At 57.7% G+C, this 17,386-nt stretch carries 16 protein-coding genes and 1 riboswitch; of the genes, 5 read left to right on the forward strand and 11 right to left on the reverse strand.

All coding sequences use genetic code 11. The annotated features are described in order from the left end of the window. The first annotated feature begins 97 nt into the window (after positions 1 to 97). Positions 98 to 754, forward strand: a complete 657-nt coding sequence (locus BMZ63_RS12675; protein ID WP_091706019.1) for a histidinol-phosphatase — start codon at positions 98 to 100, stop codon at positions 752 to 754. A 4-nt stretch (positions 755 to 758) separates the two neighbouring features. Here the strand turns inward: BMZ63_RS12675 and gcvH are convergent, their stop codons facing one another. Then, positions 759 to 1,151, reverse strand: a complete 393-nt coding sequence (gcvH, locus tag BMZ63_RS12680) for a glycine cleavage system protein GcvH (protein WP_091706020.1) — start codon at positions 1,149 to 1,151, stop codon at positions 759 to 761. A 46-nt stretch (positions 1,152 to 1,197) separates the two neighbouring features. Continuing rightward, complete coding sequence (locus tag BMZ63_RS12685) at positions 1,198 to 2,088, reverse strand: LysR family transcriptional regulator (RefSeq protein WP_091706022.1); 891 nt, start codon at positions 2,086 to 2,088, stop codon at positions 1,198 to 1,200. A 112-nt stretch (positions 2,089 to 2,200) separates the two neighbouring features. Between BMZ63_RS12685 and metE the strand changes: the two genes are divergently transcribed. Next, positions 2,201 to 4,474, forward strand: coding sequence for a 5-methyltetrahydropteroyltriglutamate--homocysteine S-methyltransferase (gene metE / locus BMZ63_RS12690; RefSeq protein ID WP_091706023.1), 2,274 nt, complete (start codon positions 2,201 to 2,203; stop codon positions 4,472 to 4,474). A 3-nt stretch (positions 4,475 to 4,477) separates the two neighbouring features. Here metE and cpdA read toward each other — a convergent pair whose 3' ends face one another. The 4 genes from cpdA to thiC form a co-directional block, all read right to left on the reverse strand. After that, positions 4,478 to 5,284, reverse strand: a complete 807-nt coding sequence (cpdA, locus tag BMZ63_RS12695) for a 3',5'-cyclic-AMP phosphodiesterase (RefSeq protein WP_091706025.1) — start codon at positions 5,282 to 5,284, stop codon at positions 4,478 to 4,480. A gap of 166 nt (positions 5,285 to 5,450) precedes the next feature. Beyond that, positions 5,451 to 5,936, reverse strand: a complete 486-nt coding sequence (locus BMZ63_RS12700) for a DUF1249 domain-containing protein (RefSeq protein ID WP_091706027.1) — start codon at positions 5,934 to 5,936, stop codon at positions 5,451 to 5,453. Beyond that, positions 5,933 to 6,556 carry an NUDIX domain-containing protein gene (locus BMZ63_RS12705; RefSeq protein ID WP_091706028.1) on the reverse strand — a complete coding sequence of 208 codons (624 nt, stop codon included), beginning with the start codon at positions 6,554 to 6,556 and terminating at the stop codon, positions 5,933 to 5,935. Before BMZ63_RS12705 ends, BMZ63_RS12700 begins: the two co-directional genes overlap by 4 nt. 73 nt (positions 6,557 to 6,629) lie before the next feature. Beyond that, positions 6,630 to 8,507 carry a phosphomethylpyrimidine synthase ThiC gene (gene thiC / locus BMZ63_RS12710; RefSeq protein WP_091706030.1) on the reverse strand — a complete coding sequence of 626 codons (1,878 nt, stop codon included), beginning with the start codon at positions 8,505 to 8,507 and terminating at the stop codon, positions 6,630 to 6,632. Positions 8,508 to 8,586: 79 nt separating this feature from the next. Beyond that, positions 8,587 to 8,698: riboswitch (TPP riboswitch) on the reverse strand. A gap of 133 nt (positions 8,699 to 8,831) precedes the next feature. Between thiC and BMZ63_RS12715 the strand changes: the two genes are divergently transcribed. Beyond that, positions 8,832 to 10,196 carry a TolC family outer membrane protein gene (locus BMZ63_RS12715; RefSeq protein WP_091706032.1) on the forward strand — a complete coding sequence of 455 codons (1,365 nt, stop codon included), beginning with the start codon at positions 8,832 to 8,834 and terminating at the stop codon, positions 10,194 to 10,196. Positions 10,197 to 10,252: 56 nt separating this feature from the next. On the opposite strand, the gene waaA is transcribed toward BMZ63_RS12715, so the two are convergent. Continuing rightward, positions 10,253 to 11,506 carry a lipid IV(A) 3-deoxy-D-manno-octulosonic acid transferase gene (waaA, locus tag BMZ63_RS12720; RefSeq protein WP_091706034.1) on the reverse strand — a complete coding sequence of 418 codons (1,254 nt, stop codon included), beginning with the start codon at positions 11,504 to 11,506 and terminating at the stop codon, positions 10,253 to 10,255. Between the two features lie 98 nt (positions 11,507 to 11,604). Here waaA and lpxL point away from each other — a divergent pair, with 98 nt between their 5' ends. Beyond that, positions 11,605 to 12,555, forward strand: coding sequence for an LpxL/LpxP family Kdo(2)-lipid IV(A) lauroyl/palmitoleoyl acyltransferase (gene lpxL, locus BMZ63_RS12725; RefSeq protein WP_091706036.1), 951 nt, complete (start codon positions 11,605 to 11,607; stop codon positions 12,553 to 12,555). Positions 12,556 to 12,600: 45 nt separating this feature from the next. After that, positions 12,601 to 13,497 (forward strand): lysophospholipid acyltransferase family protein, encoded by an 897-nt coding sequence (locus BMZ63_RS12730; RefSeq protein WP_091706037.1) that lies wholly within the window; start codon positions 12,601 to 12,603, stop codon positions 13,495 to 13,497. Between the two features lie 55 nt (positions 13,498 to 13,552). On the opposite strand, the gene BMZ63_RS12735 is transcribed toward BMZ63_RS12730, so the two are convergent. From BMZ63_RS12735 to rfaD, 4 genes are read right to left on the reverse strand one after another with little or no spacing between them, the layout of a single operon-like run. Beyond that, complete coding sequence (locus BMZ63_RS12735; protein ID WP_091706039.1) at positions 13,553 to 14,596, reverse strand: glycosyltransferase family 4 protein; 1,044 nt, start codon at positions 14,594 to 14,596, stop codon at positions 13,553 to 13,555. A gap of 50 nt (positions 14,597 to 14,646) precedes the next feature. After that, a complete protein-coding gene (locus tag BMZ63_RS12740) occupies positions 14,647 to 15,402 on the reverse strand; it encodes a glycosyltransferase family 2 protein (protein ID WP_091706041.1) in 756 nt (251 codons plus the stop codon). Continuing rightward, a complete protein-coding gene (gene waaF / locus BMZ63_RS12745) occupies positions 15,393 to 16,400 on the reverse strand; it encodes a lipopolysaccharide heptosyltransferase II (RefSeq protein ID WP_091706042.1) in 1,008 nt (335 codons plus the stop codon). Before waaF ends, BMZ63_RS12740 begins: the two co-directional genes overlap by 10 nt. Continuing rightward, the gene (rfaD, locus tag BMZ63_RS12750) at positions 16,397 to 17,338 is read right to left on the reverse strand and encodes an ADP-glyceromanno-heptose 6-epimerase (protein ID WP_091706044.1); all 942 of its coding nucleotides are present in this window, start codon (positions 17,336 to 17,338) and stop codon (positions 16,397 to 16,399) included. The genes waaF and rfaD overlap by 4 nt, the downstream gene beginning before the upstream one ends. Between the last annotated feature and the right edge of the window lie 48 nt (positions 17,339 to 17,386).

The raw sequence follows: 17,386 nt of genomic DNA on the forward strand, positions 1-17,386 counted from the left end.
AAGATACCTTCACCGGAGACAGGAAGAGCCATCACTCAATGGGCATGGTAGACTCCGGCTTTTGCCGACCAGCCTGACAACCATGGGAGGACGTCACTTGACGCTTGCGATTTTTGATCTGGACAACACTCTGCTTAATGGCGACAGCGACCACGCGTGGGGCGAGTTTCTGGTGGACGAGGGACTGGTGGACGAAGAGGAATACCGCCGTGCCAACGATCAGTTCTATCAGGAATACCTGAACGGCGAACTGGATATATTCCATTACCAGCGCTTTATTCTGAAGCCGCTGGCGAGCCACAGCATGGAAGAGCTGGAGCGCTGGCGGGACACCTTCATGCAGAAAAAAGTGGCGCCGATGATGCAGAAAAAAGCGGCTGAGTTGCTGACACGCCACCGCGAACAGGGCCACACCCTGATGATTATCACCGCCACCAACCGGTTCATCACCGAACCCATCGCAGCCGCACTGGGCGTGGAGCACCTGATTGCCACCGAACCGGAACTGGTGAACGGCCGTTTCACCGGAGAAGTGGCCGGCACCCCAAGCTTTCAGGAAGGCAAAGTGGAGCGCCTGCACGACTGGCTGGCGGGCAATGAAGAAAGCCTGGAAGGTGCCTGGTTCTACAGCGACTCACGAAACGATGTGCCACTGCTACAGAAAGTGGACAACCCGGTCGCCGTCGATCCGGACCCGACTCTGGAGCAGGTGGCCCGGGATAACGGCTGGCCGGTGATGTCCTTAAGGGACTGAACCTTCAGCCCTCGGAGGCGGCGTGCTCGACGTAGGCGGTGGCATCCATCAGGCCATCCAGCTCGCCGGCGTCCGCCAGTTTCACCCGGAACAGCCAGCCTTCGCCATACGGGTCTTCATTCACCAGCTCCGGCTCATCTTCCAACTTCTCGTTAACCTCAAGCACTTCACCAGTGACCGGGCTAAACACATCGGAAGCGGATTTGACGGACTCGGCCACGGCGGCCTCTTCCCCGCCATTGACCGTTGCCCCCACCTCGGGCACTTCCACGAACACGATGTCGCCCAGCTGTTCCTGGGCAAAGTCGGTAATGCCCACCGTGGCGGTGCCATCATCGGCAACCCGCACCCACTGGTGGGTTTCAATGTATTTGAGATCGGCCGGGGTTTCGCTCATGGTGCTTATTCCTGTCTGAATTTTTGCCGCAGTTTAACCGAAGAGACTAGCTCCAGCGAACCTCTCGCGCCAGCCGGATGAAGGCTGCCAGATAGTCCAGCGATTCATCCCGTTCCCGACAGCCCAGAAATATCTGTTTCGGCATTCCTTCGCGCCCGAGTCGCAAGGCCTTGATCGGCATTGTTCGCGCATATTCGTCAACCAGCCAACGGGGCAAAGCTGTTATGCCCCGCCCGGCGGCGACCATCTGCAGCATGATGTCAGTCGTTTCAATGGTTTTGTGCCTTGCCGGCGAACAGTGAGCGGGCAGGAAAAACCGGGTAAAAATATCCAGCCGCTCGGCGGCTACCGGATAAGTAATCAGGGTTTCCTTTTCCAACTGCTCCGGTTCAACCCATTCGTTGCCGGCCAATGTGTGGCCCACCGGCACCACCAACACCTGCTCATAATCAAAAACCGGCTCAAACAGCACGCCGGGGCGATGCAACGGATCCGGGGTGACCAGCAAATCAATGTCGTGGCCAAACAGCGCACCCATGCCACCGAACTGGAATTCCTGCTTTACGTCGACATCCACATCCGGCCATTGCTGCAGATAAGGCCCCACCACTTTCAGTAGCCACTGATAACAGGGGTGACACTCCATACCGACCCGCAAACTACCACGTTGACCCCGTGCAATTTGCCTCACCAGCATTTCAGCATGCTCAAATTGCGGTAACAGGCGGTTTGCCAGCCCCAGCAACTGCTCGCCAGCCTGAGTAAACCGCAGTTGCCGGCCTTCACGCGTCCAGACCGGGGTGCCCAGTTGCTGCTCCAGCTTTCGCATGGCATGGCTCAGGGCGGATTGAGTCAGGTGCAGTTGCTCCGCGGCGGCAGTCAAGGATCCCTGGCGCTCGGTAGCCCGCAGGATTTCCAGATGGTTTCGCTCGATCATGGCTTTCCGTGAAATTTGTTCATGGCTTGGTGAAATAATACCATTTTTATTCATCCTTCAAGCGCCCTAACCTTGGCCACCTGTTCAAACCAACAACACCAGGGACATCATCATGGTTACCACACATAATCTCGGCTTTCCGCGAATCGGCGGCCACCGGGAACTGAAATTCGCGCTTGAAGCTTACTGGGCCGGCCAACAATCCGAACAGGCACTGGCGGAAACCGCCTCCGCATTACGCCAGCGGCACTGGCAACAACAGGCCCAGCTGGATCTCGCGCCCGTTGGCGACTTTTCCCTGTACGACCAGGTGCTGGACATGTCCGTCACGCTGGGCAATCTGCCAGACCGCGCCAAAGGCCCGGAGGGCTCTGAACTGGATGCCTATTTCCGCGCCGCCCGGGGCCGGGGTGCAAACGACAGCGCCTGCTGCGCCATTGCCGCCGGAGAGATGACCAAATGGTTCGACACCAACTACCACTACATCGTGCCGGAACTGAATGCCGACACCGAGTTCACTCTGAACCCGGACCGGCTGCTGGCCGAACTGGCCGAGGCAAAAGCGCAGGGTGTACAGGCAAAACCAGTGATTATTGGCCCGGTCACTTACCTGTGGCTTGGCAAGACCACGGATGGCAGCAACCGGCTGGACCTGCTGGAACGACTGCTGCCAGTCTACGCCAAACTGCTCGAAACCCTGGCCGATGCCGGTGCCGACTGGGTACAGATTGATGAGCCGGCACTGGTGACCGACCTGGATGCCAATTGGCGACACGGCTTCAATCTGGCCTACCATCAGTTGAAAAGCAGCCGCCCAAAGGTACTGCTGGCCACCTATTTCGGAGAGCTCCGCGATAACCTGCAACTGGCGTGTGAGCTACCGGTCGCCGGCATTCATCTGGATGCTGTCAGCGCCGCTAATGAGGTAAACAGGGTGGCCGACTGGCTGCCTACCCACAAGGTGCTGTCTTTGGGCGTGGTGAACGGACGCAACGTTTGGAAAACCGATCTGGAGGCCCAGCTCAACTGGCTGGAACCGCTCCATGAAAAACTGGCGAAACGGCTTTGGCTGGCGCCTTCATGCTCACTGCTCCACGTGCCGGTCGACCTGGCACCGGAAACCGAACTGGACCCGGAGATCCGCACTTGGCTGGCATTCGCGCTGCAAAAACTCGAAGAAGTACTGGTGCTCAGCCAGGCATTAAATGAAGGCCGCGATACCGTGGCATCAATACTGGCCGAAAACCGGGCCGCCATCGACCGTCGCCTGAACTCAGAACGTGTCATTAACCCGCGGGTTCGCGCAGCCGTTGCAGCAATCAAAGCGTGCCAGGGACAACGCAACAGTGACTACGCGCAACGTATTGCCCTGCAACAGCAAAAACTGCAGCTGCCGGCCTACCCCACCACCACGATCGGCTCTTTTCCCCAAACCCGGGAGATTCGCCAGGCCCGGCTGAAATTCCGTAAAGGTGATCTGGACGCACAAACCTACAAAGCGCAAATGGAAGGCGAAATCGAGCGCTGCATTCGTGAACAGGAAATGCTGGGCCTGGATGTGCTGGTACACGGCGAGCCGGAACGCAACGATATGGTGGAGTACTTCGGGGAACAGCTGGACGGCTACGCGTTTACCCGTTTCGGCTGGGTGCAATCCTACGGCTCCCGCTGCGTGAAGCCGCCCATTCTATTCGGTGATATCGAGCGCCCCAACGCCATGACGGTAGGCTGGATTCGCTACGCCCAGTCGCTGACCGATAAACCGGTCAAAGGCATGCTGACTGGCCCGGTCACCATTCTGAACTGGTCGTTCGTGCGCGATGATCAGCCGCGCAGGGATTCCTGCCTGCAACTGGCGCTGGCGATTCGCCAGGAGGTGCAGGACCTGGAAAAAGCCGGAATTCGTATCATCCAGATCGACGAAGCCGCGCTGCGCGAGGGCCTGCCCCTGCGTCGTTCCGATTGGGAAAGCTATCTGGAATGGGCAATCAACTGCTTCCGCCTGGCCGCCAATGGTGTGGACGACACAACCCAGATCCATACCCACATGTGTTATTCGGAATTCAATGACATCATCGAGGCAATTGCCCGCATGGATGCGGATGTGATCACCATCGAAACCTCCCGCTCAGACATGGAGCTGCTGGATGCCTTCAAGAATTTCGAGTACCCGAACGACATCGGCCCGGGCGTGTACGACATTCACTCGCCGAATACGCCTGGGAAGGATCACATCAGCAAACTGATGAAACTGGCGGCTGAACGGATTCCGGCTGAACGGCTGTGGGTCAACCCGGACTGCGGCCTGAAAACCCGCAAATGGGAAGAGGTGCTGCCGGCACTGGAGACCATGGTGGCGGCGGCAAGAGAACTGCGGGCCGGGTAGCCGTCAGTACCCGCCACTCTGTTCATCCAGGTCAAATTCAAACCCGGTTGCACGGCCGACCGAGGTTTGAAGGTCGCCGGAAGCGTGCAGCTCAAACCACCGGTAACCCGGCGCTGCCGGTTCCACGGCGAAGCCTTCGGAGCCGGCGGCGAACTGGATGCAGGTGGAGGGCGAGGCGAGCAATTGCACACCGTTCCGTTGCTGGTGAAAATCCTGGTGAATGTGGCCCCACAGGACAACTTTCACTTGCCGTTGGCGATCGACTACCCGCCAGAACGGCCCGGGGTCGATCAGGCCGATTCTGTCCATCCACGCCGAGCCAATGCTGACCGGGTGATGATGCAGGCATACCATGGTGGGCAAGTCCGGGTGTTCGGCCAGCGCCTTCTGTAGAAAGGCCAACTCGCTCTCTGCAAGTTCACCATATACCTTGCCGGGCACCGAGGAATCCAGCATGACAAAGTGCCAACCGCCCCGCACCATCTGTTTTTGCCCTGCCTGAAACTCACTGGCGATCGAGGCCTGCACCGCCGCGTCATCGTGATTGCCCGCGATCCAGAGCGAGGGACACCCGAATACATTTAGGCGCTCACCGAAGTAACGATAGGCGGCTTCCGAGGCATCCTGGGTGATGTCTCCGGTAGCCAGCACCAGATCCGGCCGACCATGAGCCGAGAGCACTTCATCAATGACCGCGTTCAGGCTGTCACGGGTGTTAACGCCCAGCAGGCTGCCCTGCTCGTCGGCCATCAGGTGGGGATCGGTCAGCTGCAATACCCGCAGCGGTTGGTCAAATCGGGAGTCGGTCATGCCTGGCCTGTGTGCTTTCGTTGCAATCAATTACGGATTGTTACCAGTGTACGACAGGCATAGTCGGGTTGGTCATGCAGGAATGGAGAACCGTTCACATTCTGAACAGCTTACCGGGAAATTTTACAAACTTTCACATCCTGGGAGGCGGCGGCCGTCAGGCCGGTCATTCCAGCCCTCCTCCGGCAGTCCAGGCGGCGTGCTCCATAGGTAAATGACCAAAGCGCAGGCAGAAGTCCAGCCAATCGGCAAGGAAGCTGTTCACCTGCACTTTTTCGTCCGGGTGGTGCATGTAACGGTTGGGGTAATCGTTAACCGGGGCAATCTGACGCTGGCGGTAACAACTGATGATCTCAGCCATGGCGGCATCGTGGTACACGCGCACGGTCATTTGCGGGTTGTTCAGCCACCGGCCGCTATTGTGCACCTGTTCCAGCAGCAGGGTTTCGGTGAACTTGGTGGTTTGCAGCACCTCGATACGCACCCGGCCCAGGTACTGGTTCTCCCGGTGCAGCTCGAATTCACACACCGGCTGACCTGCTACTTCCAGCTTTCGCAACTTGCGCAGGCGCTGGTAATTGCCGTCACACAACGCACCAAAACGTCGCAGATCCGGCACATACGGCTTCGGCCGTTTTACCCACTCGGTCATGCTGCCACCCACTCCCGGCGCAGCCGCTCACGGTTCAGTTGCAACCACTGGATGGCGATGATGGCGGCAGCATTGTTGATGCGACCGTCCTGAATCATGGCGATGGCCTCATCCGCAGGCACCACATGCGCCCGAATGTCTTCGTGTTCGTGCTCCAGGCCATACAAACCGCCGGCGTCAGTTGTGCTGGTGTGGCCACAATACAGGTGTACCAGTTCGGTCGTACCACCCGGCGACACCAGGTAGTCACAGACCTTTTCCAGATGGCCAAAGGTCAATCCGGCCTCTTCCTCGGCCTCGCGGCGGGCCACCTCTTCCGGCGCCTCGCCGTCTTCATTCATGCCGGCCACCAGTTCCAGCAACCAGGGTGACTGATCCCTGCCCAGCGCGCCCAAGCGAAACTGCTCCAGAAGGACCACTTCATCCCGCTCGGGGTCGTAGGGCAGCACGCAGGTGGCATCGCCACGCACGAAGAGCTCGCGGGTAAAGGTAGGCATTTCGCGGCCATCAAAACGCGCGTGGGTCAGCCAGAGCTTGTCCATGCGGAAAAAGCCCTGGAAGACGGTTTCGCGTTTTTCGACGGTGACGTCGTTGGCATTGAACTGGAATGGTTTGGGCATGGACGCTTCCGGCTATGTGTTCGGCCTTGAACGATAGCCGGAAGCATGGCGCTACTGCAAGTTACCGCGCCTGTCAGACCTTGTCGTAGAGCTTGCTGCCGGACTCGACAAACTCCTTCGACTTCTCCTGCATGCCGGCGTCAATCGCCGTCACTTCGTCCAGACCATTTTCCGCCGCGTAATCCCGCACTTCCTGCGAGATTTTCATGGAGCAGAACTTGGGCCCGCACATGGAGCAGAAGTGCGCCACCTTGGCCGATTCCTTGGGCAGGGTCTCGTCGTGGTAGGCACGGGCGGTGTCCGGGTCCAGGCCGAGGTTGAACTGGTCTTCCCAGCGGAATTCGAAACGGGCCTTGGACAGCGCGTTGTCGCGAATCTGAGCGCCCGGGTGGCCCTTGGCCAGGTCGGCGGCGTGAGCGGCGATCTTGTAGGTGATGATGCCGGTTTTCACGTCGTCCTTGTTGGGCAGGCCCAGGTGCTCCTTGGGCGTCACGTAGCAGAGCATGGCACAGCCGTACCAGCCGATCATCGCGGCACCAATGCCGGAGGTGATGTGGTCATAGCCGGGCGCGATGTCGGTGATCAGCGGGCCGAGGGTGTAGAATGGCGCTTCGTCGCAGCATTCGAGCTGCTTGTCCATGTTCTCTTTCACCAGGTGCATGGGCACATGACCCGGGCCTTCGATCATGCACTGGACATCGTGCTTCCAGGCAATCTTGGTCAACTCGCCCAGGGTTTCCAGTTCACCGAACTGGGCCGCGTCATTGGCATCGGCGATGGAACCTGGGCGCAGGCCGTCGCCCAGGCTGAAGGCCACATCGTAGGCTTTCATGATTTCGCAGATGTCTTCGAAGTGCTCGTACAGGAAGCTTTCCTTGTGGTGGGCCAGGCACCACTTGGCCATGATCGAGCCGCCCCGGGACACAATACCGGTGGTCCGCTTGGCGGTCAGGGGCACGTGGTGCAGGCGCACACCCGCGTGAATGGTGAAGTAGTCCACGCCCTGCTCAGCCTGTTCAATCAGCGTGTCCCGGAAGATTTCCCAGGTCAGGTCCTCGGCCACGCCGCCGACTTTTTCCAGCGCCTGATAAATCGGAACGGTGCCGATGGGCACCGGCGAGTTGCGGATGATCCACTCACGGGTTTCGTGGATGTTCTTGCCGGTGGACAGGTCCATCACCGTATCCGAGCCCCAGCGGATGCCCCAGGTAAGTTTTTCCACTTCTTCCTCGATGGAAGAGCTAACGGCGGAGTTGCCGATATTGCCGTTGATCTTCACCAGGAAGTTACGACCGATGATCATCGGCTCGGTTTCCGGGTGGTTGATGTTGGCGGGGATGATCGCGCGGCCACGGGCCACTTCGTCACGCACGAACTCGGGGGTGATCTCCGGCGGCAGGTTGGCGCCGAAGGACTGGCCGGGGTGCGGGTCATCCAGCAGGCCGTTCTCCCGGGCTTCCTGCAGCTTCATGTTTTCCCGGATGGCGATGAATTCCATCTCCGGGGTAACAATGCCCTGGCGGGCATAGTGCATCTGGCTGACGTTTTTACCGGGCTTGGCGCGCAGCGGCTTGCGTTCGTCCATGAACCGCAGCGGGTCCAGCTGCGGGTCTTTCATGCGCCGGCGGGTGAACTCGGAGGTGTAGTCCGCCAGCTGTTCCACATCACCGCGCTCTTCAATCCAGGCCTGACGAATGGGCTTGAGACCCTTGCGCAGGTCGATGGTGGCTTGTGGATCGGTATAGGGCCCGGAGGTGTCGTAGACCATCACCGGCGGGTTCTTTTCACCACCCATCTCGGTGGGCGTGTCTTCCACCGTAATTTCCCGCATTGGCACGCGGAGATCGGGTCGGCTACCCTGCACGTATATTTTTCGTGAGCTTGGTAATGGTTTGATTGCTGCCGAATCCACTTGCGCGGAATCGCTGAGGTAGGAAGGAAGATCCGTCATTGTCTGCTCCCGGTTCGTTTGGTGGTCGGGTCGCGTATGACGGAGCACACCTGTAGCCCGGAAACGGGCGCACTGGTGCTATTCATCTGGTCTTAATCCCTACGCCGGTATTATCCGGATCAGGTTGCGGGTTCTGCTGTGCAATCTCAGCCGGCTGCCGTTTCTGGCCGCCAGCACCCCGTCAAGACGCGATACTTGTCTACTTTGCTCACAAAGTGAGTCGAATTTGCAAGTGTAGAGACAGGAACCTTTATTGTCCATAATGGTCCTTTACAATCTGTATCCAGATCACGGATGCCCGTAGACAGCACATCAGGAGATACAATGAAGAAACGCTTACTCCCAGGCTTGATCGCCCTGCTGGCCGCACAGCCGGCCTTTTCCCTGGATCTCATGGAAACCTATGAACAGGCGCTGTCGTACGATTCCGGCATTGCCTCGGCTCGGGCGCAGTTTGAGGCGCAGCAGGCGGCGACGGATGTCAGCAAGAGTGCGTTGTTGCCGCAAATTGCAGCTTTCGCCGAGGGCAACCACACCGATTTCGAATCAAAAAATGGCCAGAGCGATGACAGTTACCGCACCCTGAATTACGGCGTTCAACTGACACAGCCGGTTTTCCGCGCCGATAACTGGTTCGAGTTCGACGCCAGCCAATTCCAGACCGAAGCCGCAGAAGCTCAATACAACCTGGCTCAACAGCAGCTCATGCTGGATGTATCGACCGCCTATTTTGATGTGCTGCGCGCCCAGGATACGGTAACTACGGCACAGGCAACCGAAGCTGCCATTCAGCGCCAGTACGAACAGGCCCAGGAGCGTTTTGACGTTGGCCTGATTGCGATCACCGAGGTCTATGAAGCGCGGGCCAGTTACGACGACGCCAAAAGCCAGCGCATCGCTGCGGAAAATCAACTGAACGTGGCCAAGGAACAGCTGGCCCGGCTCACCGGCGAATACCCGGCCGATCTGGAAAACCTGCGCCAGAACTTCCCTCTCGGCCGTCCGGAACCGATGAACCCGAACGCCTGGGAAGCCACGGCCCTGGAACAGAACTGGTCCATCCAGGCGGCCCTGTCAGAACTGAACGCAAACGAAGCCAACCTGAAAGTGGCGAAATCCGGGCATTTGCCAACCCTGGACCTGGAAGCCTCTTACGGGGAAACCGACTACGACGGCCGACTGACAAGCCAGGGCGAAGGGACTCAAGCCGTGGTTGGGCTCAGCCTGAATGTGCCCCTGTACATGGGTGGCGGCACCCAGGCCGGCGTTCGCCAGCAGCGCTCCCTGGTTACCGCCGCCGAAGAAGACCTGAACACGGCCCGCCGTGACGTTCAGGTCAATACCCGCAGCCTGTTCCTGACGGTGAACAACAATATTGAAACCGCCAACGCCTTCGAGCAAACCATCATCTCCCGCCGTAGCGCACTGGACGCTACCCGGGCCGGCTATGAAGTAGGTACGCGGAACATAGTGGAAGTACTGGATGCGGAGCGGGCCTACTATGTTGCGCTAAGAGACTACGCAAATGCGCGTTACGACTACGTGGTCAATACCCTGCAACTGAAGCAGGCAGCCGGCACCCTGAGCCCGCAAGACCTGCTGGAGCTGAACAACTGGCTCAGTGAAGGCGCTCAGGGCATAGAGGCACTGGCCAACGATGAGGAAGTGCTGGACGACCCGATGCAATAACGCTGGCCTTGAGCATTACACCAGCCAGGCGGGCCTCCTGATTCAGGGGCCCGTTTTTACAGGCGCTCGACAATACCCTCAACGACCCTGTCCAGTGCCCCGCGATTTTTATTCACCACCGCCAGTGCCCGCTCCCCCAGAGCCTGCCGCTCTTCCCGGGTCGCCATTAAACGGACCACGGCCTGGCCCAACTCGTCCCCGCTTTGGACCATCACCACACCCTCGCCGGCACGAAGGCGCTCATACACCGTCTCAAAGTTGAACACATGCGGGCCGGAAAGTACCGGAATACCCCAGGCCGCCGGCTCCAGCGGGTTGTGGCCGCCCCTTTCAATCAATGAACCGCCGACAAACGCCATGTCACCCGCGCCGTAGAGCATCATCAGCTCGCCCATGGTGTCGCCCAGGTATACCTGAGCATGGGCAGGGTCTTGCTGCAGTGAGCGGCGGGCCACGGTGAAACCGGCTTTTACCGCCAGCTCCGCCACCGAACCAAACCGGTCCGGGTGGCGGGGCACAATCACCAGCAAAGCCTGCGGGTGTTGCCCGAGCACCGCCCGATGGGCCTCCAGCAGCTGTTCATCTTCGCCGGCATGCGTACTGCCAGCGACCCACACGGGCCGCGCTCCCAGGATTTGTCGACACTGGCGGGCTGACTCACGAATGCCTTCGGTGATATCCACGTCAAATTTCACGCTACCCGTGACTTCCACACTGGCCGGTGCGACGCCAATTCGCCGGAAACGCTCGGCATCTTTCTCCGCCTGGGCGGCGATCCAGGTAATTTTCTGCATGACCGGTCGGACCAGTCCCCGCACCCGCTCGTAGCCCCGGGCCGAACGCTCCGAGAGACGGGCGTTGATGAGGAAAACGGGAACCTGTTTGCGGTAGCACTGGGTGATCAGGTTCGGCCAGATTTCGGTTTCCAGAACCACGGCCACTTTCGGGGTTACCCGTCCCAGAAAACGGCGCACCGAGCCGGGGGTGTCAAGGGGAACGTAAGAATAATCGACATCGTCCCCGAACATTTTCCGGGCCTGTGCCAGACCGGTATCTGTCATGGCAGTCACCAGAATCCGGGCTTCAAGCTTCCGATCAAGAAGCCGCCGAATCATGGGCCCTGCAGCAATTACCTCGCCCACAGAGGCCGTATGCACCCAGATAACGGGCTGACTATAACACTGCACGAGCCCTAGCCGCTGTCCCAGGTTCTGCCTTAACGCCGGCGCGTGGCGGCCCTGCCACCAGAAACGAGCAAGCACCAGTGGCACCAATAGCCTCATTAATTGTGAATAAAGAAAGTGAAACACACACGACTCCAAATGAAACAGTGCGTTATCATAGAGGTAATAGTGCCCAGGCGCATCTTGCGCCGACGTAAAGCTTTACCGATTCAGGAACCGGAATTTTGAAGAAGAAGTACCGCCAAACGTCCCGGAATACCAACTACTCAGCCTACCTGCATCCGCGCTGGTGGCCAACATGGCTGGGCATAGGGCTGATGTGGCTGGTGGCACAGCTGCCGATTCGTTTCCAGTGGTGGCTCGGAAAAATCGCCGGGCTTGCCACCTGGAAGCTGGCCAAAAGCCGACGGCATATCACCGAAACCAACATCCGCCTGTGCTTCCCCGAATACAACGACAAGCAACGCGCAGCCCTGGTGCGCAATTCATTTATCGCCAATGGTATTGGCCTGATGGAAATCGGGATTGCCTGGTTCAGAAATGCCAGCAAATTGAAAAGCATCACCGACGTTCATGGACTGGAACATTTCAATACAGCACTGGAAAAAGGCCGGGGTATCCTTTTGATTGGTGGGCACTACAGCACACTGGATTTGGGTGGGGCCATGGCAACGGAATATATTGATGCTGACGTCATGCAACGCGACCACAACAACCCACTGATGAACGCCGTAATGACCCGCTCGCGCGCCAAACGCTACGGCAAAGTACTGGCGGCCAAAGATCTTCGCGGACTGTTGCGCAGCCTAAAAGACAACCATGCTGTGTGGTACGCCACCGACCAGGACTATGGCCGGAAAGACATCGTCTTCGCACCCTTCTTCGGCGTACCCGCCGGCACCATCACCGCCACCTCCCGAATTGCTGAACGCAGCAAATGTGTGGTCATGCCATTCAGTCATTTCCGCCGGGAGGACAAGCCAGGTTACGACATCTATTTCCATCCACCACTGGAAGGCTTCCCAAGCGGTGACGATCTGCAGGACGCCACTCGCATTAACGCCGTGATCGAACAGGAAATCCGCAAGGCACCTGACCAATATTTGTGGATGCATAGGCGGTTTAAAACCCGTCCAAACCGGGACGATCCCGGTTTTTACGACAAAAAGCGCTGAAACAGTTGTGATTGAACTTAAAGACTGCCTAACAGACGAAAGATCATGAGCAAACTGAAATATTATCTGATCGCCGCCTTCCTTCGGATCGCTGGCTCGCTGTCTCTTAAGACAGCACAACGCATTGGTAAATGGGCCGGACTTCTGGCGTGGAAACTGGGTGGACGTTCACGCAAAGTCACCGACACAAACATCCACCTGTGCCTGCCAGAGTTATCAGAGCAGGAACAACGTGAACTTTCCAAAAAGTCCATGATGCATACGGGTATGACGGCGATGGAGATCCCGCTTATGTGGGAATGGCCGGTCGATAAATGCCTGTCACTTATCAAGGAAACTGAGGGACTGGAGCTTGTTGACGAAGCTCTGGCGTCAGGTAAGGGATTGATCTTGCTGGCTCCCCATCTGGGTAATTGGGAGCTGACCGGTTTGTTCTTCTCGTCACGTTACAAAATGGCTGCTCTCTACAGTCCGCCGCGAATAAAAGAACTTGAAGACTACATGATTAGAGTACGCAGTCGGCTGGGCTCTGAACTGGTTAGGGGAGATCGAAAGGGGCTCCTGCAGTTAATACGCATACTTAAAAATGGTGGTGTTGCCGGCATCCTACCTGACCAATCACCAAGCCGGAAAAAAGCTCATGTTATGGCACCCTTTTTTGGCATCGAAGTACGAACTATGACTCTCGCAAATAAGCTCCTACAAAAAACCGGTGCCTGTGTACTAGTGACCTATGCAGAACGACTGCCGGAAAGCAAAGGGTTCAGAATTATTGTCAATAGTGCCGAAAAGGGTACCAGCGATGCGGACCCTGAAATTGGTGCCACTGCCATAAATCAGTCTGTGGAGAAGGTTGTTTACAGGGCTCCCGAACAGTATCAATGGGAATACAAACGATTCCGACACCTTAGCGCCGGAACAAGCACCCCTTACGGTTTATAAAAATAGTGTCACGGCACATACGAAATACAGGTGCAGAGGCTCCTGTGTTCGAAAATCACTCACCAAACTCGAATAGAACGTGTTTGTATAAAGACAAATAACGTTCTGCAACAGTATTTGGACTGAAACCAGCGAGGCCTTGAATCGCCCGCCTGGTAAGCCATTCACGCTGGCGTTCGTTTACGACCAAAGTCTCAATCGCCACTCTCAATGTGTCTGGATCCCCGGGCTCAACAAGAATTCCGTTTTCGCCATTCTTGATCAAATCAGGAATCCCCCCCGCTCGCGAAGCAATCACGGGCACCTCATGCTGCATGGCTTCCAGAATTGTGGAGCCCAATCCCTCAGACAGCGACGGAAAAACGAACACATCCAGCGCCGCGAGCCAGTTGCCCACATCCTGCTGAAACCCAACAAACTGAATGTTTGGGAGTCCGGCCGCCAAGTCCCTGAGCCAGTCCTCATCCGGTCCTTCACCAATAAACAAGAACTGAATTTCCGGATGGGAGGTGACCAGTTTCCGTGCCGCCTCTATGGTTACGTGATAGCCCTTGTGCTGAAGAAGTCGGCCGACCTGGCCCACCAATACCTTGCCGTCAAAGCGCTGCCGAATTGCAGAGACCCGCTCCTCGGACGAAGGGAAACCTGAGAAACTCGATGGAATTACCGTGGTTTTTGCATCAGGCACCCGATCCTGCACGGCATTCTGGATAGCAGAACTCAAACAGGCCACGCGACTGGCCATTCTATAGGCCAATTTGGTGCCCCCCCCTTTGCCCAACGGGTTATCGACACGCCTGGTAATGACGTAAGGAGTTTTCCGGAAGAATCGCTCCAGCAGTCCCCAGTAGACCCCTTTGCCATCGTGGCAATGAACCAGATCCCACAAATCCGCCGGTTTGCCATGCCCCTTCAAAAAGTGGCGACATTCACGGCCCGTGAAAAGCGGCGTGCCCTCAAGCTCATCAAAAAGGCGACTGCCAGGGCGGGCGACCAACGTCTGATGAATCCCCCGCTCCGCCAGTTGCCGAATGAGATTGACTGTTTGCCTCTCACCACCGGAAAATCCCCGGGCCAGATTCACGTGGCAGATATGCATTCGCAGCTATTTCCCTTCGGAGAGCCCATTAATTAGAGTGTTTTCACTATCTAGCGGTACGTTTTTAGCCAGAGCGCGGCGTACTTGTTAAACGCATATATTGCGGTCGTCACTGCCAGCAAAAAACCATGTCGGCCGTCGAGAAACCCTTTCTGCAGCACGTATTTCCGAAAAAAAGCCGCAAGGCTGTGAGAGCAGGCAGAAAACAGAGAAGCCGTTTTTCCCCGGACTGCGCGAGCGTCCGCCCAGTCATTGGCATACCTCAGAGACTTTGCCATGTAATCAGCAAAATCAGTGGCAGTGTAATGGAGAAGGTCTCCATCAAGGGTGTCCATCATCGCCCCCGGACAATGCACCTTTTCGTGAACGAGCGCATCATCATAGCCAAATTCGCCACGGCGATAGAGCCGAACAACTTTGTCCGGATACCAGCCGGAATGCCGTATAAACCGCCCGAAAAACCAGGACAAGCGCTTTACCTGGAACACCGTGTTTTCCGGCCCTCGGGCAACCACGTCCTGAATGGAGGCGGCAAGGTCGTCGGTAACGACTTCATCCGTATCCACCCAGAATAACCACTCGCCCCGGGCATGTTCCTGGGCTCGCTGGCGCTGGGGACCAAAACCCGGCCAGTCCTCCGAGACAAACACTCTGGCGCCAGCCATTTCGGCAATGGCCACGGTGTCATCGGTGGAGCCGGAATCCAGAACCACAATCTCGTCAGCAAACGCCAGGCTGTCCAGACATTGCTGAAAATAGGGGCCGCCGTTCTTGGTAATCAATACTGCGCTGATCTTTACTGACACGCTTGCAGCACCTCATCCACGGAAATTTGAGTTAAACACTTGTAGTGCCCAAACCGACAGGTACGGTCAAAGCACGGACTGCACTCAATGGGATAACGCATAATGGTCGCCTTGTCGGTCAGTGGCGGCGTGAAGTCCGGGCTAGACGACCCGTAGATAGCGACCACATCGGCCCCTGCTGCGGCCGCCACGTGCATCAATCCCGAATCGTGGCTAACCACCGAACGGCAACGACTGAACAGATCGACGGTATCTTCAAGCCTAGTTTTGCCACAAAGGTTGAACACTCGTTCCTGGCCACCGGCAATGGTTGCTCCGGCCTCGCCATCCTTCGGCCCGCCAATGACCCACACCTGGTAACCACGCTCAACCAATTTCCCTGCCAGCGACCGGTGGTAGTCCAGGGGCCACTGTTTGGCGGGGCCATACTCGGCTCCGGGGCACAGGGCAACGGCCGGCCTTGTGGCATCGAGGCCCAACTGGGCAAGCACTTGTTCCGCGTTGGCGTCATCGATTCTCAACGCGGGCTGAGGCACATCAAACTCATAGCGCTCGTAGGCCGCTTTGGAGGCCCCAAGCCCCAGATAACGCCACACAGTTTTGTCGGTAATCTCGGCACCGTTACGGGTCGGCCGCCGTTTCCGGGCATCCGTCAGCAGGATCGATCGGCCTTCACCACTAAAGCCAACCCGCTCTGGAATGCGGGCCAGAAAAGGAATGAGAGCTGACTTAAAAGACCGGGGAAGCACAATGGCCTTATCGTAATCCTTCAGGGATCGGGCAAGCCGCCACTGCTCTTTGAAGGCCAGCTCACCGCTCTTCCAGGGCGCGGCAATGCCCTCGCGGACTTCCGGCATGCGGGCGATGATAGGCAACGACCACCCCGGCGCCAACACATCAATCCGGGCATCGGCATCCTGCTGTAACAAGGATTTGAACAGGCTCTGGGCCATGACCATGTCACCGACCCAGGAAGGCCCTACAACCAGATATTTCATCGATCCAGCCAGGCCAGGTAGGCAGCCACACCACCGGCAACGTCCGTAAACGCTTCGGCATACCCCGCATCACGCAGGGCACTGACGTCCGCCTGAGTGAAGCTCTGGTAACGGCCCTTGAGCTCGTCCGGGAAGGGAATGAACTCAACCTTACCTTTCTGGTGGTACTCAATCACGGCCTCGGCCACCTCCAGGAAGGACTGCGCACGCCCCGTACCCAGGTTGAAGATGCCAGATTTCTCGGGGTTATCGAAGAACCAGAGGTTCACCTTGCAGACATCATCAACGAACACGAAATCCCGCTGCTGGCCACCGTCGGGGTAGCCGTCCCAGCCTTCAAACAGCTTGGGGTTCTGTCCCGCCTTGATCTGTTCGTGCAGGTGATAGGCAACCGAGGCCATCTTACCCTTGTGCTGCTCGCGGGGACCGTAAACGTTGAAGTAACGGAAGCCAACAATCTGGCTATCCGCCACCGGCAGCATCTTGCGTACGTACTGGTCGAACTGCCATTTGGAGTAACCATACACGTTCAGCGGCTTTTCACAGCCACGCTCTTCCCGGAATTCGTCGCTGGCGCCATACACCGCAGCGCTGGACGCATACAGGAAAGGCACTTTCCGGTGCATGCACCAGTGCAGCAACTCCTTGGAGTAGGTGTAATTGTTCTCCATCATGAATTTGCCATCCCACTCGGTGGTGTCCGAGCATGCGCCTTCATGAAACACCGCACGGATGCCGCCTGGCAGCGCGTTGGCCTTCACCTTCTCCAGGAACTCGTGCTTGTCCATGTAGTCGGTGATATCGAGTTCCGCCAGGTTGCGAAACCGCGTTCCGTCGGTCAGGTCATCGACCACCAGGATGTCGGTTTCCCCGCGCTGGTTCAGTGCATGAACAATGTTGGCTCCGATGAAACCGGCACCGCCAGTAACGACTATCATGGTAACGCTCCTGAAAACTCTCTTTGGAAGGCCGTGGCGTGGCCCGTT

Origin of the sequence: Marinobacter persicus, from assembly GCF_900114155.1 — a bacterium.
GTDB classification, from domain to species: Bacteria; Pseudomonadota; Gammaproteobacteria; order Pseudomonadales; family Oleiphilaceae; genus Marinobacter; species Marinobacter persicus.